The following is a 16,529-nucleotide window of genomic DNA, read 5'->3' on the forward strand; positions in this document are numbered from 1 at the left end:
TCCTTCTTGAACGCGGGCGTTTCTTCGAGCTTCATCCGGATGTACAGGCCCACGAGACCCAGCGGCCCGGCGATAAAGAACGGCACGCGCCAGCCCCACGACAGCAGCGCGTCCTGCGACAGCGAGGACGTCAGCACGGCCACCGTGCCCGCGCCGAGGATATAGCCGACCAGCGTGCCGAATTCGAGAAAGCTGCCCGCGAAGCCGCGACGGCGGTCGGTCGAGAACTCGGCGATGAAGGTGGCCGCGCCACCATATTCGCCGCCCGTCGAGAAGCCCTGCACGAGGCGCGCGACGAGCAGCAGCACGGGCGCGAGAATGCCGATCGAGCCGTAGCCCGGAATCAGGCCGATCGCGAAGGTGCCGAGGGCCATCATGATCATCGTCATTGCCAGCACGCGCTGGCGGCCGATGCGGTCGCCAAGCGGGCCGAACACCATGCCGCCGATCGGGCGCACGAGAAACGCGGCGGCAAACGTGCCGAACGTGGCGATCAGCTGCGCGGACGGACTGCTCGACGGGAAGAACACTTTGCCCAACGTGACGGCGATGTAGCTGTACACGCCGAAGTCGAACCATTCCATCGCGTTGCCGAGCGCCATCGCGCCGACGGCACGCTTGAGAAGGGTGTTGTCGACGACCGTGATGTCGTCGAGGGTGAGCGGCAAGGCTGCCGAATGGATTCCCGCGATGCTCTCTTGCGAAGGTCTCAATTGACGCACTCCTGGAATGGCGCTGCAAACCCGCCGGACGGAAGAGGTGTCCGATCGGACGGATTCTGATTGGGCGCGAGGCCTGGTGGCATGTCGATGGCGCAAGCGGCCGTTGGCGTGCAGCCGTGTCGAAAGCCGCGGACAACGATGCAAGCCTGAGCGACACCCGGCAAGTTCATATGTCAGGGAGAGTGTGCTGTCGCGCCAGCGGCGAGGCCTTCGCTCACGCGTCCAGAAAACGGCGGAAAACGACACCTGTGAACGTGATGCTGAGACCGTCAGGGATTACCCTGAGCTTGAAATAAATATTTTCGGATCGGCTAAAATCAAAAACCACAGTCTATTTTTCCAAAGAATCCCCAGGTTCTTTAGAAACAAATTCCCATATCGGCTCCGTAACATAGTTGTGGATGGGAACAAGAAAGCGGGACGCACAAGCGGACACAAGCGGAACAACACAGGCGCGGTAAGCAACACTACAAGCAGAGTCAAGATTGCCCGATATGAATACATTGGCCCGCGTTTTCGAAGCACTCAGCACACCAACAGAGGGGCTGTTCTTTTCAAAGGCCAGTGCCCTTTCCGAACTTTTCTTTTTTCATGCGTCCGGCTGACGGCGGCGGCGATTCCGTTGTCGCAAAGGTTCACACGTAAGCAGTTCACCGCAGTACCCCCTCACGCAATTCGAACCGGCAGCCGCTCGGGCTGTGGGATGAGAATGCGTATGCTTCGAATCGCGACATCAAATAAAACTGATTAGTTGTACAACCAAAAAGAGGAGATTCCATGAAACGCATCAACACACTTCGCGTCGTTGCACAGGTTGCCGCGTTGTCGGTGCTGTCGATCACGACGCTCGCTGCGAAGGCCGATCAGCTTGCGGACATCAAACAGCGCGGCGAACTCGTATGCGGCGTACTGGGTACGGACGAGCCGTTCAGCTTCATGAAAGACCCGATGAGCCGCGAGATCGTCGGCTATGACGTGGACATGTGCAACGCCGTGGCAAAGAGCATTGGCGTCAAGCCCGTTCTCAAGCAGTTGGCTGTTGCCGCGCGTATTCCCGAACTGCAACAGGGCCGCGTCGATCTGCTCGCCGCTTCGCTCACGCACAACAAGGAGCGCGAAGCGCAAATCGACTTCTCGGTATCGACCTTCATCACGGGCCAAAAGGCGATGGTCAGGAAGGACAGCGGCATTACGACCCTCGCTCAACTCGATGGCAAGAAGGTGTTGACGGTCAAAGGCTCGACGATGGAAACCAACATCGCGAAGACGATCAAGAACGCTGACGTCGTATCGTTCGACACTAGCCCTCAAGCCTTGCTCGCGCTCCAGCAGGGCAAGGGTGTGGCCTATGTAAACGACGAGACGACGCTGATTGGCAACCTCGCGAAGCTTGGCCCCGCGGGGAAAGACTACGTGCTGGTGACGCAGAACATCTCGACGGAACACATCGCGTTGGGTATCCGCAAGAACGAGCCGGCATTCCGCGAGCAGGTGAACAAGGTGCTGCTCGGGATGGAAGGAGATGGCCAGGCGCAGCAAGAGTTCAACAAGTGGTTCGGTCCCGGCACGAAGATGAATTTCCCGCCGCGTACGTTCAAGATCGCAACCGACAAGATCGACTAACTCCAACTATGGCCGCCGCCCGCTCCGACGACGGGCGGCCAGATACTTCATGCCTACACTCAATCTGTCGGCGCTGCTTTCGGGGCAATATGGCCAATGGCTCGTCAGCGGCTTCCTGATGTCGATCAAGCTGTCCGTGCTTGCCTTTGCATTCTCGCTTCCGCTCGGCATCGTCGTCGCGTTGACACGCCTCGCTCCCATCGCGTTCATTCGCGGGCTCGGTCAGGCGTACGTCGAAGCGATCAGAAACGTTCCGTTGCTTGCGCACATGCTGTTCTGGTACTTCGGCGCGCCGGAGCTGCTGCCGCTCGTCATCAAGACATGGCTCTATAACAAGAATTACGAGGCGGCTAGCGCATTGATCGCACTGGTTCTCTACACGTCCGCCTATATGGCCGAGGACATTCGCAGCGGAATTCGCTCGATTCCGAAGGAGCAACTCGAGGCAAGCCGTGCGCTCGGTTTCGGCTTCCTGCAGGCAATGCGGCTCGTGGTGTTGCCGCAATCGTTGCGAGTGACGGTTCCACCACTCGTCAACCAGACGCTCAATTTGTGGAAGAACTCGAGCATCGCGATGGTGATCGGCGTAGCTGAATTGATGTACCAGGCGCAGCAGGTCGAAAGCGCGACCTTTCGCGGCTTCGAATCGTTTGGCGTGGCGACGGCCGCGTATCTGACGGTGTCGATCGCCATCACGCTGTTCTCTGCGTGGTATCAGCAACGGTATCCCGTCCGGAGCATGTAGCGATGATCGACATACTCCAGACTTACGGCATGTACTACCTGGTCGGCCAGTATCCGAATGGGCCGCTCGGGGGACTCGTACTCACGCTGATGCTTGCTTCCGCGGGCCTCGTTCTCGCGCTGCCTGTGGGCATCGTCTTCGGACTGTGCCGCATCAGCCCGTTTCGCGTGCTGCGCTGGCCCGCCACCGCGCTCGTCTATGGCGTGCGCGGCACGCCGCTGCTGATGGTCATTTTCTGGGCGTATTTTCTGCTGCCGACGCTCACCGGTCATCGCACGAATCAGTTCAGCACAATGCTCACGGCACTGGTCGTTTTCGACGGCGCGTATCTCGCCGAAATCGTGCGGGCGGGCATTCAGGCTTTGCCCAAAGGGCAGATGGAAAGCTCACGCTCGCTTGGCCTGTCGTATATGCAAGCGATGGCGTTCGTCATCCTGCCGCAGGCGTTGCGCAACATGTTGCCGTCGCTCGTGAACCAGCTGGTGTCGACGATCAAGGAGACATCGCTTGGCTACATCATCAGTCTGCCGGAAGTCTCTTTCGTCGCCGGGCAAATCAGTACTCAGGCGCTGACGCAATCGGCACAGATCTATCTGCTGCTCGCATTCAGCTACTTCGTGATGTGCTTCGGGCTGACCCGTTGCGCGTATCTGCTCGAAAGGCGGCTTGCGTCGCGCTTGCCGGCAAAGGTGTGAACATGATCGAGATCGAAAACGTCAACAAGTGGTATGGCGAATATCAGGCGCTCGTGGACGTTAGCGAGACCGTTGCTAAAGGCGAGGTTGTAGTGGTGTGCGGGCCATCGGGCTCCGGCAAGTCCACGCTGATTCGCACGCTGAACCGGCTCGAACCGATTCAGAAAGGCCGCATCGTCGTGAACGGCCAGGATGTGCACGCGCGCGGAATCGACGTGAATACGCTGCGTTCAGGGATCGGCTTCGTGTTCCAGCAATTCAACCTCTTCCCGCATCTGACGGTATTGCAGAATTGCGTGCTCGCGCCTGTGCGTCTGAAGCGCATGTCGCAGAAGGATGCGCGCGAGTTCGCGATGAACCTGCTGGAGCGCGTGGGTTTGCCGCATAAGGCGAACACGTATCCGGGCCAGCTCTCAGGCGGACAGCAGCAACGCGTCGCGATTGCTCGCGCGCTCGCGATGAAGCCGCCCGTGATGCTGTTCGACGAACCGACGTCGGCACTCGACCCCGAAATGGTGAACGAGGTGCTGCTGGTAATGAAAGACCTCGCGCGCGACGGCATGACGATGGTCTGCGTTACGCACGAAATGGGTTTTGCGCGCGAGGTGGCCGACCGCGTGCTCTTCATGGACCAGGGCAAAGTACTCGAGCGCGCGGAGCCCGACCGCTTTTTCCAGCGGCCCGAGCATCCGCGCGCGCAGCGTTTCCTGTCGGATATCCGCTCGCCCTGGGCGAGCGCTGTCACTGCGTAACGTGTAGAGCGACAGCGCACGCGCGGGTTACGATGTAGCTTCATCGAATGTGCAGGGAAGAGGAATCGCAAAGTTGAAGATCAACGCAGAGCGTTTGTTGAACGACCTCAAGCAGCTTCGCAGTTTCGGCGCAACAGGGCCCGGAGTCGTGCGTCTCGCGCTGTCGCCCGTCGATATGCAGTCGCGCCGCTGGCTCGCCGGGCGGATGACGGACGCGGGCCTGAATGCCGTCATCGATGGCGTCGGGACCGTATTCGGCCGTTCTTCGAAGAGCGGACCGGCGCTGCTGGTCGGCTCGCACACCGACACTCAGCCAACGGGCGGCTGGCTCGACGGGGCGTTGGGCGTGATCTACGGCATCGAGATCGCTCGCGCGCTCGCTGAGAGCGATGCGACCCGTCATCTGGCCGTCGATGTCGCGTCGTGGATGGATGAAGAAGGCACGTTCTTGTCCTTTCTCGGCAGCCGCAGCTTTGTCGGAGAGCCGGTCGACGAGTCGATTCTCAACGCAAAGGATCGCGAAGGGCTATTGCTGCGCGACGCACTGGCGAACGCCGGACTCGACGGGACACCGCGCGTGCGCCTCGACGGGAGCCGGCACAAAGCCTATATGGAGCCGCACATCGAACAGGGCGGGCGCCTTGAAGCCGCAGGCAAGTCGATTGGCGTCGTTACCACCATCGTCGGCATACGCGAGTTGAGGCTGCGCTTCAAGGGACAGCGCAATCACGCGGGTACTACGCCGATGTCGATTCGCCGCGATGCCGGTGCGGCGCTCGTCTCGTTCATCGCGCAGATGGACGAAGCGTTCACCAGGCTCGCCGACGCTGACACCGTATGGACGGTCGGGCGAATCGAACTCGACCCCGGCTCGTTTAGCGTCGTGCCGGGCCAGGCCGACATGTATCTGCAGTTCCGCGATGCAAACGCGCAGCGGCTCAATGCGATGGAGTCTGCGCTTGCGACGCTCGTTAGCGAATTCAACGCGGCGCACAAGGTGACGATCGAAATCATCGCGTGCGAACAGCCGGAAGAGCCCGTCGTCATGGATAGCGCGCTTCAGCAGCATCTCGCGCGTGCTGCCGACGTGCTCGCGCCGGGGCAATGGGAGCACATGCCGAGCGGCGCTTCTCACGATGCTAAGGTGCTCGCACATCATTTGCCGGCGTGCATGCTATTCGTGCCCAGCATCGGCGGAGTCAGTCACGACTTCGTCGAAGATACGGCCGAGGAACATATCGTGCTCGGGTGCCAGGTCGCAGCGAACGCGGCCGTCGCCATTCTTCAGGATCTGCGGGAACGGCAAAGCTGAAGAACGCTTGCCGATTCATCGGATCGTTCGCCTTTCAGGCTCGCATATCCAATGCGTCGAAAAACGCCTGATTTGAGGCGGAATTACGTTGCCTGGTAGTAACCATTAAGGTATTCGGAGCAGATCGGAATCACTCATGTTGTGATCCATTTAGGAACCTCTCAAAAGGCTTAATGTCCATATTGGATGTTGCCCTTTTTAGGGGATCGAAATGGCTGCCACGCAACCAGGGGCCGTGCCCCTTTCCGCCGAAGACTATCGGCGTCAGCTACGCCGTGCCGTCATTGCCAGCACGATCGGCACGACGATCGAATGGTACGACTTCTTCCTCTATAGCATCGTCACTGGCCTGGTTTTCGCAAAGCTGTATTTTCCGGAATCAGACCCGATCGTCGGTACGCTACAAGCGTTTCTCATCTACGCCGTCGGCTTTCTCGCGAGGCCGGTCGGTGCGGCCATTTTCGGCCACTACGGCGATCGCATCGGACGCAAGGCCACGCTGATCGTCACGCTCTTGCTGATGGGACTCGCCACATTTGCCGTTGCATTCGTCCCCACCTACGCGACGATCGGCATCTGGGGCGCCGTCATTCTGACGGTGCTGCGCTTCATTCAGGGCGTGGGCGTCGGCGGCGAATGGGGTGGCTCGGTCCTGATGTCGATGGAGTGGGCGCGTACCAATTCGCATCGCGGCTTTGTCGCATCGTGGCCGCAATTCGGCGTGCCGGCGGGACTGTTCATTGCCAACCTCGCCGTGCTGGCGTTGAGCCAGATGTCGGGCAACGCGTTCCTCACCTGGGGCTGGCGAGTGCCGTTCTTCCTCAGCATCGTGCTGGTCGCGATCGGCCTGTACATCCGCTTGAACATTCTCGAAACACCGATCTTCGCAAAGCTTCTCTCCGAGCAGAAGATCGAGAAAGCGCCGATGCTCGAAGTGCTGCGCAGACAGCCTAAAGATATTTTTCTTTCCGCTTTTGCACGGATGGCCGAACAGGCGCCTTTCTACATCTTCACGGCCTTCGTTTTCACCTATGGCGTCAGGACGCTCGGGGCGACGCGTGACATGCTGCTTACGGCTGTGCTTGCGGCTTCCGTTCTGGAGTTCTTCACTATTCCGTTCTTCGGCCACATCTCGGATCTCATCGGACGGCGGCGGATGTATATGATCGGCGCCGCAGCAGCCGGCATATTCGGCTTCGTCTACTTCGCCATGGTCGATACGAAGGACCCGGTGTGGATCTTCGTGGCCATCGTGCTCTCGCTGGTGCCGCATTCGATGATGTACGGTCCGCAGGCGGCGTTGATCGCGGAGTCCTTCACGGGACGTCTGCGGTATAGCGGGGCGTCGCTGGGTTATCAGCTGGCTTCCGTCATTGCGGGCGGTCCGGCGCCATTGATCGCGACCGCGCTTTTCGCGTACTACCACTCGGGCTACGCGATCGCGGGCTATATCCTCGTGTGCGCGCTGTTCAGTCTTGTCGCCTCGTGGCGAATGGGCGATTACACGAACAAGGACATCTCGCGCGAATATGACGAAGGGCGCGCGATGGACGATCACGGACACGCAAGGCCGGCACACTAACCGGTGCATTGACTGGGCGCGCGTTGGTAGTCGGGACGCGCGCCGACACGCGTGCACAGAAACCATCATTCACCGCGCTTGCGGACGCTATCGTCGCCAGCAGAGCCGGCTTGCGACGTAGAAGCCGTCTGGCCGACGGGCGATTCCGCGAGCGTCGGCTCCTGCAGCACACGAAGCTCTTGCGGTACGGCGATATCCGGACTGCGTCGGGCCACACTGCCCGTATCCATTGTTTGCCGGTTCTCGCGATGGGCGAGATCGTCGGTCTGCGGCGACACGTTGCGCTCGTTCGGCGATGTGTGCAGCTGCATTTGCGGCAGAGGAATCTCGATGCCGGCTGCGTCCATCTTGAGCTTGAGCCGCGCGTTGAAAGCACGCGCCACGCTCCATTGCTGCAGAGGCCGCGTCTTGATCTGTCCTTTCACGACGATGCAGTTGGTGTCGAAGCGGTCGAGTCCCCACACTTCCACCGGTCCGAGTATTTCATTGCGAAAGCGGAAATCGTCGATCAGATCGGCGCCGACTTCCGCGATCATGCGTGTCACTTCATCGATGTCGGCGGAGAAGGGAACCCGCACTTCGAATATCGCGTTGGCGAAATCGCGCGACAGGTTCTTCACGATCTTGATCTGCGAAAACGGGATAGTATGAACCGCGCCTTGTCCGTCGCGCAGCCGTACAGTGCGGATCGTCAGATCCATCACAGTACCCGCGTGACCGCCGTCGACGTCGATCCAGTCGCCCACCGAGATCGTTTCCTCGATGATGATGAAGAGCCCCGTGATCAGATCGGTGACGAGCGATTTCGCGCCGAAGCCGACCGCAAGCCCGATCACGCCTGCGCCCGCTAGCAGCGGCGTCAGATTGATGCCGAGGCTCGCGGCGGCAATGATGGCAGCCAGGCTTGCAACCGTTACGAAGATTGCGTTGCGCACGAGCGGCAACATCGTGCGCGCGCGCACGCCAGGATCGAGCGCCTTGTTGCGTGAACTGCTCGGACCCAGTGCTTCGAGAATCACGGTGTCGATCAGAATCCACATGAACCAGGCGCCGAAAACCGTCGCAACGACTGCAATGAGCGCATGCCTGAAACCGGGCGTCATTGCGCTGTGCTTGATCAGCCGTGCAATCGGTCCGCTCCACAACTCCATTTCGAATCGAATGTACGCGAGCCACATCAGGAGGACGAGCAGCGTGCTCGCAAAGCGCAAGAGCCGCATCAGATGAGGTGCCCGGCGCTGTGCGCGGGTCTCCCGTCGACGCGTCAAATGCAGCAGCAGCGCCGACACGAACAGCGTGAGAACCAGCAACAGCGCACTGAGCAGCGACGGCCTCAACACGTTCCCTTCTTCGCCGCGCCCGTCGATGATCGCGACGACGGACGCGATCGCGATCAGCAGAATCGGGATGTGCCACAGCGATGCGAGGATATCGAGCGATTCAGTGGCGAGCTTGTGGTCGCGCCTTCGCGAATAAGGGCGGTTGCGGATCAGATGCGTGACGGGCCGCCGGTAGGCAATCGCGAAGAATCCGCACAGAACGGCCGCCGCCAGATTTGCGAGGCTGGATATGAGCCCCGCGAAGTTCGCGCCGAGAAGATGCGTGACATCGGTGTTGGCTGCTGCGTCGCCGAGTGCGGCACACGCGCCTATTGCGAAGAGCGGCCAGAGGCTGCGCGCGAGCAGCCGATGCACGGCGACACGCCGATGCGCCGTGTTGAACACCGAGAAAACGATCAGGCATATCACCGAAAAAATCGAACCCGCGACGATCGCATAGGCAATCACGAGCCCTAGCGTGCGGCCGAGCGCATCAGGCATTCCGCGCACGAACACCAGTACCGCAACGAAGGCGACGATCCACGGCCCTGACTGCCGCAACGCAAAGATCAGCAGGTCGATCGACGTCGGATTCGACTCCAGCGCGAGGTCTTGACCATAGCGCGCGAGGACGCGCCGCTGCAGGTAGATCAGCAAGCCGGCACACGCGCCCCATCCCGCAAGCGTCGAGACCATGCCAACCAGAACCTCGCCGAACGATTCGCCCCTTGACCCTGCGAAAATCATTCGCAGATCATTGGCTGCCCCGCTGAATCGGGCCGCCCAGAAATGAAGCGGTGTCTGGCCGCCATTCAGATTCGTTTCGACCGACGCGATGCCCGACGCAATCGCGCCGAGCAGATCGCTATTGGTCTGCGCGCGTGGCGCGGGCGCGACTCCTTGTGTGGCGTCCCGAAGTCCCTTTAACTGGTCGACGAGCGCTTTGCGCTGCGTATCGTTGTCGAGCGTGCCAATCAGGATGTTGAGCGAGCGCGTCATCTCCGCCTGGCTGGCGGGCGTGGGCGCGGATGCCGTTTGCGCCGCCGACGCCGACTGTGCCGATGCGCCTGTCGCAGTGTTGACAATGGTCTGCAAGCCGGCGGGCAAAGGTCCGGCGGCCGCAGGGACGATCGATGTCGCAAACAGCAAGACGATGCCTGTCGCGACCAGCCACGCGTGAGCGTAGCGCATCGCGCGTCGTGCGACAAGGCGCACGGTCGGCACCGTCGGGGTACGCGAGCCGGCAGAGAGAAGCGCGAGACTAGTCGGCGGCGACGAGAGCATGGCTGGCTTCGCGCCGCATGAACGCGTTCATGGAGATCCCTTCAAAAGGTCCCCCTGGTTGAGAGCCGGGTAGTTGAGAGAGCCGGGTAGTCAGACTGACGATGATGCGATTCAATCGTCAGAAATAATGCTCTTCAAAGTCCCGCGCAAAGATTAGCTCAATAGATGCCGCCATGCCATCGCCATCGACACTGCATCAAATGGCGACGACAGAGGCGTAAGGTTCTCGATCGATTGACGCACGACGTTCGCAAGTAATCAAGTGCTCCGTTTAACAGGTTTAGCATAAACGCAACCCGGATACTCGACGCAAGGTCTCCACATAGTTACGCTTAAATCGAACCCGGAGTTGTGCATGCCTCCGACACGTCGCTCGGCGTCGGGCTGGAACTCGACAGCAGCAAATACCCGATCGTGATCACGCGCGCACGCGCTGGTCCGCTATGTCTTCGGCCACAATGTACATGGCGTGTCGTTTGGTTTTGCCGTGAGCTTTTAGGCCGATATTCGCCGTTCATTAGACGGCAAGTTCTGCTTTATCAAACGCAACAATCACGACCATTATTCGTTGTATCGGTACGCTGAGTATTTGCATCCATAACGCGACGAATGTTCTAACATCAAATTGAGTCGACGCCGCAATCCGCTGCAAACCCATTTTGCAATTGCCATCAGTCCAGACAGGACCGATTACTCGCGCCCCTGTCATAACGTCTGAAGGAGCGGCTATGTCCCTGTGGAACCAGCGACGAGCCAAGTTCTCGTGCCTGTGGCTTCTCTTTGTCGCACTGACGTCGGAAGCGGGCGCCGCGCGCGCCCAAACGCAACCGCAACCGCAACCGCAACCCCAGCCGCAATCGCAGCCCCAACAGCAACCGCAACCGGAATCGGCACAGCCCGCGTCATTCAAGCCTGAAGAACTCGAAGCGCTCGTCGCGCCGATTGCGCTCTATCCGGATTCCGTGCTCGCGCAGGTACTGATGGCATCGACGTATCCGCTCGAAATCGTACATGCGGCGCGCTGGGTGAAGGCCAATCCGAAGCTCAAGGGAGACGCCGCCGTCAAGGCCGTCGAAAACGAGACGTGGGATACCAGTGTGAAATCACTGGTCGCGTTCCCGCAAATTCTCGAGCCGATGAACGACAAGCTCGACTGGACCCAGAAGCTCGGCGACGCATTTCTCGCGCAGCAAAAAGACCTGTTCGCCGCTGTTCAGCGCTTGCGCGCCCGCGCGAAAGACTCGGGCAACCTCAAGTCGAACGAGCAGCAGAACGTGGTCGTCGAACAGCCTCCCGCAGGCGGCGGGCAAACGATCGTGAAGATCGAGCCGGCGAATCCGCAAGTGATCTACGTGCCGGCCTATAACCCGACCGTCGTGTATGGATCGTGGAGTTACCCCGCCTATCCGCCGACCTACTGGCCGCCGTACCCGGCGTACTATCCGGGCGCGGCGCTGGCGACAGGGTTCGCATGGGGAATCGGGCTCGCTGCCGCCGGCGCGATTTTCAGCAACTGCAACTGGGGCGGCGGCGACGTCAACATCAACGTCAACAAGGCCGCAAACATCAACCGCAATTTCGACCGAACCAAGGTCGAGGGCGGACGCTGGCAGCACGACGGGAGCCATCGTCAGGGCGTGGCCTACCGTGACAATGCGACCCGCGACAAGTACGCGCGCAACGTCGGCGGCGCCGAAGGACGCAACGATTTCCGCGGCCGCGATTCGGGCGCAGGCGGGCGAGTCAATACAGCCGACCGGGCGGGCGCAGGCAATCGCGCCGGGACGGCGGACAGGGCCAACGCAGGCAACCGTGCCGCGACCGCGGACAGGTCCAACACGGGGAATCGCGCATCGGCGGCGGACAGGTCGAATGCCGGCAATCGTACAGGTGGCGGCCCGGGTGGCGCAGGCGGCGGTGCGGGCGTTGCGGACAGATCGGCGGGCGGCGATTTCGGCGGCGGCTCGAACCGCGGGGGCGCCGGCGACGTCTCGCGTGCGAGCGATCGCGTGGGCAGCGGTGGTGGCGGCGGTTTCAGCGGCGGTCGCGACAACGCCTTTCAGGGCGTAGGCGCGGGCGGCGCGACGCAGCGCAGTTATGACCGGGGACGCTCCAGCATGCAGGGCTCGGGCTTCAATCGACCGAGCGGCGGCGGTGGCGGCATGCGGGCGGGCGGCGGCGCACGTGGCGGAAGACGCTAGGGAGACGCGAGCATGAAAGCATCGTCACGATTTCGGCTGGGCTTGCTGGCGGAAGGGCTGCGGGCGGTCGCCGTGATGGGCGCGCTGTGTTTGGGCGTCGTGCCATTCGCGCATGCCGAGAAGGACTTTAGTACTCCCGATGCCGCGATGAGCGCGCTCGGCGAAGCCATCGGCAATAACGAGGAGGCCACGTTGCAGTCGATTTTCGGACGCAACTTTCGCGATCTGATTCCGCCTGTCGGCGCTGAAATACGCAGCCGCTTCCTCGACGAATGGAACAAGTCGCATCAGATCGAGCAGACCGATAACGGCCATGCGCATATTGCAGTGGGCGGCGACGGCTGGACTTTCCCGATTCCGCTCGTGAAAGGCGAGAGCGGATGGCACTTCGATATGCGCGCGGGTGCGGAGGAAATGCGCTTGCGCCGCATCGGCCGAGACGAGCTGGCCGTTATCCAGACGATGCTCGCGGTCTACGACGCGCAGCGCGAGTACGCGCTCACCGATCACGACGGCGTGGGCCTGCTGACGTACGCGTCGAAGATGTCGAGCTCACCGGGCAAGCACGACGGTCTGTACTGGCCGACGCCACCGGACGCGCCACCCAGCCCGCTCGGGCCGGCCTTCGTTCAGGCGAGCGCGCGTAACGCCGAGGACGCCGGCTATCACGGCTACCACTACAGGCTGCTGACGTCGCAAGGCCCGCATGCGCCGGGCGGTGCGTATGACTATGTCGCGCATGGCAAGCTGTTCGGCGGCTTTGCCGTCATTGCATGGCCCGTCCGGTACGGAGAGACGGGAATCAAGAGCTTCATGATCAGTCACGCCGGGCAGGTCTATGAAAGCGACCTCGGCCCGGATGGCGCGGCGAGAGCGAAGGCCATGTCGTCGTTCGATCCCGGACCCGGCTGGACGAAGGTGCAGCCCTGACGTCCCAGCCCCGGTGTCGACCTTCACGGGCAAACAGACGCGTATAGCGCTTCAGTACCGCGAGGCAACATGAGACGTTTCGCCTCTCACGCCGCTACGCTGATCATCGCGCTGGCGGCAACGGCATTGGCCAGTGCCGCGATACGCAGCTATCCGGACGTCCGTCCGCCGCCCGTCGATCCCGCGGCGGCGACAAGCGCCGACCCGGGACAGGCGGATCTGGAGGCCCTGTTTTTCAGGCACGGCATCGACCCGGATTCGAACAAGGCTCGCATCATCGTCGCGTGGGTGGAGAAGATCCGCGACGACCCCGTCATCGCGACGGGCATCGCGGGTGGAGCGCAGAGCGTCGGACAGATCTTTCTCGATCCTTCAGCACGCGAGAACCTGATGTCGCAAGGACTCGTCCGTCTCGCGCCATCGGATCGCCTGAAGTACGTGCAGCTTGTGACGAAGTTCCTCGACGAGCTTGTCCCAGTCAACTGCTTTGGTCTTTCCAACATGCGCGCGGTGATGAACCGGGTCTCGCTGCGCGAGATGACGGACGCCGATGTCGACCAGTACTTCAATCTTCTCTTCAAGGTTCTGCTCAGCGATGCGTCGAATGCGCCCGTCCCCAACCCGACGCCGCAACAGTACGCCGCTGCCGAGCGGCAACTGACGCGCATGCTCGTCGCGGAACTGCACGGCGATCAGACGAACCTGGCGCGGTTTGCGTCGTACACATCGAATCCGTCGATGGCGACGCCGTCGGACGCGTGCTGGGCGACGAGAGTGACCTTGCACGCGATCATCGCGATGCCCGACCCCGAACGGGATTTCGTTCTGCTTCGGACCATCATGCCGAACGGCGCATATGATGCTTCATCTCGCGGGCAACCGGACGCGCCGGGCACCGCCGCGCCTTTGCGCGCAGCATCGCAGCCAGGCGGCGCCGATGCGCCGTAGCACGTGCCAACCGTAGCCCGTCGCGGAGCGGGAGCATGAACTTCGACGGGTCACTGACGCGCGCGCGGCGAGCCCCTACGATTTCCGTATGCACGCGATTCGATAGACGCCATCCTCGACTTCGACGCCGTGCGTATCGTGAGTGAAGCCCGCAAAACGCAGATCGAACTGTTCGAGCGCCTTCAGGTAGCCGAGCAACGGGCCATCGTCGGGGCCTGCATTTTCGCCGGGCATCAGCAGCGGAATACCCGGCGGATAGGGCACGACCGCGTTCGCTACCGTGCGGCCTGCCATTTGCGACAGATCGAGCGTTTCCACCTGGTTGTGCACGAGCAGCTCGAATGCCTCCTGCGGACTGTATTCCGGATCGGGAAGCGTCGAGAAGCCGCGCGACATCATCTCCGTCGTCTTCAGATCGCCCATCGCACGGAACATGAGATCGCAGAGATCGCGTAATCCGAGGCGGCTATAGCGCTCCGGATAACGTGCGACCAGATTCGGCAATGCCTGATCGAGCGCGAGATTGGCGTCATAGTCTTTCTTGAAGTCGAGCAGCGTGTTGACGAGCGTTCCCCACTTGCCCTTCGTGATGCCGATCGAGAACAGCAGCAGAATCGTGAAGTCAGTCGTTTTCTCGACAACGATGCCATGGCGATCCAGGTAAGCCGTCACGACACCGGCCGGAATGCCGACGGGCAACAGCCCGCCTTGCGGCGTGACGCCGGGCGTCAGGATCGACACCTTGATCGGATCGAGCATGCAGTAGCCGTCTTCGATGGTCCCGAAGCCGTGCCACGCATCGTTGGGATGCATGACCCAGCACGACGGATCGGTCGCGAGCAGTTCTTCGTCGGCTTCATGGAAAGGCGTGCGCCGGCCGGTCTGTCGATTGACGACGATTTCGGGTTGCCAGCCGTTGAAGAACCAGTCGCTTTGCTCGTCGAATTGCGCGTGAAGCCTGCGGAGCATCTGACGAAACGCGATTGCCTCGCGGATCGCATCGCCCGTCAGCGCTTCGCCGCCGGGGCCGTCCATCATCGCGGCGCTGACATCGTTCGATGCAATGATTGCGTATTGCGGCGAGGTCGATGCGTGCATCATGTACGCTTCGTTGAAGCGCGCGTGCTCGATCGGATTGCGCCCGTCGCGAATGTGTATGAACGACGCCTGCGACAACGCCGCGAGCAGTTTGTGCGTCGAGTGCGTCGCGAACACGGTCGGCTTCGAAGCGTCATGATCGGCGGGGTCGCCGTGCATCGCAAAGCGGTCCTTGTAGAGCGGATTGAAGCGCGCATACCCGTACCAGGCTTCGTCGAAATGCAGCCGGTCGACGCTTTCGCCCAGCAGTTCTTCCAGCCGCGTCACGTTGTAGCAAAGTCCGTCGTAGGTCGAATTCGTCACGAGCGCATGAACGGGCGTGGGGTCGACGCCATCGCGATTCCTGACGAGCGGGTTCTGTTCGATCAGAAGGCGAATAGCGGCGGCCGTGAGCCGCTCGGGCATGATCGGACCGATGATGCCGTAGTGATTGCGCGAGGGTACGAGATAAGTCGGTATTGCGCCCGACATCGTCATCGCGTGCTCGGATGACTTGTGACAGTTGCGATCGCATAGCGCGATCTGATTGCGTGTCACGCTTGCCATCAGGATCACGCGGTTCGACATCGACGAGCCATTCGTGACGTGATACGTGCGATGCGAACCGAAGACTCTCGCCGCATAACGTTCGCTTTCACCAATGGGGCCGCTGTGGTCGAGCAGCGAGCCGAGTTCCCCGACCGAAATCGACAGGTCCGAGCGAAACAGCTGTTCGCCGAAGAACTCGAAGAATGCCTGTCCAACCGTCGATTTCATGAAGGCCGTGCCGCCCGTATGGCCGGGCGTGTGCCACGAGTATTCGAATACCTTCGAGAAGCGCGCCAGTGCGGCGAACATCGGCGGCAGCACGGTTTCGCGATAGCGGTCGATCGACGCGACGATTCTTCCGGCGATGAACGCCGTGGTGTCTTCCAGCATCCAGATGAAGTCGTCGGCCTTTTGCATCGCGTCCACGGGGACAGTCGATGCGCTCGTGCGGCTCGCGAGCAGGAAGATCGGCACGGTCGCGCTGCGCACTCGCTGCGCATCCAGCACGCGCTGGGCCTGTCGATGGCTTTCGTCGTTTTCGAGCTCCCAATCCAGCAGCAGACACTGAATCAGCGGATCGGAACGGATGACCGACACGGCGTCGTCGGCCGAGGTCGCTATCACGACGCGCACGTGCCGTTCTTCCAGTTCGGCTGCAAGCGACTGGGCGGCGCGGCCACTCGCAGTACGGGCATCGACTTCGTGATGCACCAGCAACGCTTTCATGCCAAGGCGGCGATAGATGGAATCGGACGAGGCGGACATGTGCATTCCCCTGGTTCGCATACTG

The 16,529-nt window shown here is 61.4% G+C and carries 12 protein-coding genes; 9 read left to right on the forward strand and 3 right to left on the reverse strand.

The genetic code is table 11. The features are described from left to right. Positions 1-713, reverse strand: a 713-nt coding sequence (locus tag BMW76_RS34215) for an MFS transporter (protein ID WP_143062393.1), incomplete at its 3' end; no start/stop codon positions are given. A 786-nt stretch (positions 714-1,499) separates the two neighbouring features. Here BMW76_RS34215 and BMW76_RS34220 point away from each other — a divergent pair. From BMW76_RS34220 to BMW76_RS34245, 6 genes are all read left to right on the forward strand, one after another. Further along, positions 1,500-2,345 (forward strand): ABC transporter substrate-binding protein, encoded by an 846-nt coding sequence (locus tag BMW76_RS34220; protein ID WP_090873263.1) that lies wholly within the window; start codon positions 1,500-1,502, stop codon positions 2,343-2,345. A gap of 49 nt (positions 2,346-2,394) precedes the next feature. Beyond that, entirely contained in the window at positions 2,395-3,090 is a 696-nt protein-coding gene (locus tag BMW76_RS34225; protein WP_090873264.1) for an amino acid ABC transporter permease, read from the forward strand. Between the two features lie 2 nt (positions 3,091-3,092). Beyond that, entirely contained in the window at positions 3,093-3,785 is a 693-nt protein-coding gene (locus tag BMW76_RS34230) for an amino acid ABC transporter permease (RefSeq protein WP_087736169.1), read from the forward strand. 2 nt (positions 3,786-3,787) lie between these two features. Continuing rightward, on the forward strand, positions 3,788-4,537 hold the full coding sequence (locus BMW76_RS34235) for an amino acid ABC transporter ATP-binding protein (RefSeq protein WP_090873301.1): 750 nt from the start codon (positions 3,788-3,790) through the stop codon (positions 4,535-4,537). 73 nt (positions 4,538-4,610) lie between these two features. Next, the gene (locus tag BMW76_RS34240) at positions 4,611-5,849 is read left to right on the forward strand and encodes a Zn-dependent hydrolase (RefSeq protein ID WP_090873265.1); all 1,239 of its coding nucleotides are present in this window, start codon (positions 4,611-4,613) and stop codon (positions 5,847-5,849) included. 211 nt (positions 5,850-6,060) lie between these two features. Then, complete coding sequence (locus tag BMW76_RS34245) at positions 6,061-7,431, forward strand: MFS transporter (protein WP_090873266.1); 1,371 nt, start codon at positions 6,061-6,063, stop codon at positions 7,429-7,431. A gap of 65 nt (positions 7,432-7,496) precedes the next feature. Here BMW76_RS34245 and BMW76_RS34250 read toward each other — a convergent pair whose 3' ends face one another. Next, positions 7,497-9,941, reverse strand: coding sequence for a mechanosensitive ion channel family protein (locus BMW76_RS34250; protein WP_177200574.1), 2,445 nt, complete (start codon positions 9,939-9,941; stop codon positions 7,497-7,499). 821 nt (positions 9,942-10,762) lie between these two features. Here BMW76_RS34250 and BMW76_RS34260 point away from each other — a divergent pair. The 3 genes from BMW76_RS34260 to BMW76_RS34270 all read left to right on the forward strand — a co-directional run bounded on the left by BMW76_RS34260 (position 10,763) and on the right by BMW76_RS34270 (position 14,113). Continuing rightward, the gene (locus tag BMW76_RS34260; RefSeq protein WP_090873268.1) at positions 10,763-12,235 is read left to right on the forward strand and encodes a DUF3300 domain-containing protein; all 1,473 of its coding nucleotides are present in this window, start codon (positions 10,763-10,765) and stop codon (positions 12,233-12,235) included. A gap of 12 nt (positions 12,236-12,247) precedes the next feature. Further along, positions 12,248-13,165, forward strand: a complete 918-nt coding sequence (locus BMW76_RS34265) for a DUF2950 domain-containing protein (protein ID WP_090873269.1) — start codon at positions 12,248-12,250, stop codon at positions 13,163-13,165. Positions 13,166-13,234: 69 nt separating this feature from the next. Further along, on the forward strand, positions 13,235-14,113 hold the full coding sequence (locus tag BMW76_RS34270) for a hypothetical protein (protein WP_090873270.1): 879 nt from the start codon (positions 13,235-13,237) through the stop codon (positions 14,111-14,113). A gap of 75 nt (positions 14,114-14,188) precedes the next feature. On the opposite strand, the gene BMW76_RS34275 is transcribed toward BMW76_RS34270, so the two are convergent. Further along, on the reverse strand, positions 14,189-16,504 hold the full coding sequence (locus BMW76_RS34275) for an Orn/Lys/Arg family decarboxylase (RefSeq protein ID WP_090873302.1): 2,316 nt from the start codon (positions 16,502-16,504) through the stop codon (positions 14,189-14,191). Positions 16,505-16,529 lie beyond the last annotated feature (25 nt).

Source organism: Paraburkholderia diazotrophica (assembly GCF_900108945.1).
GTDB lineage: Bacteria > Pseudomonadota > Gammaproteobacteria > Burkholderiales > Burkholderiaceae > Paraburkholderia > Paraburkholderia diazotrophica.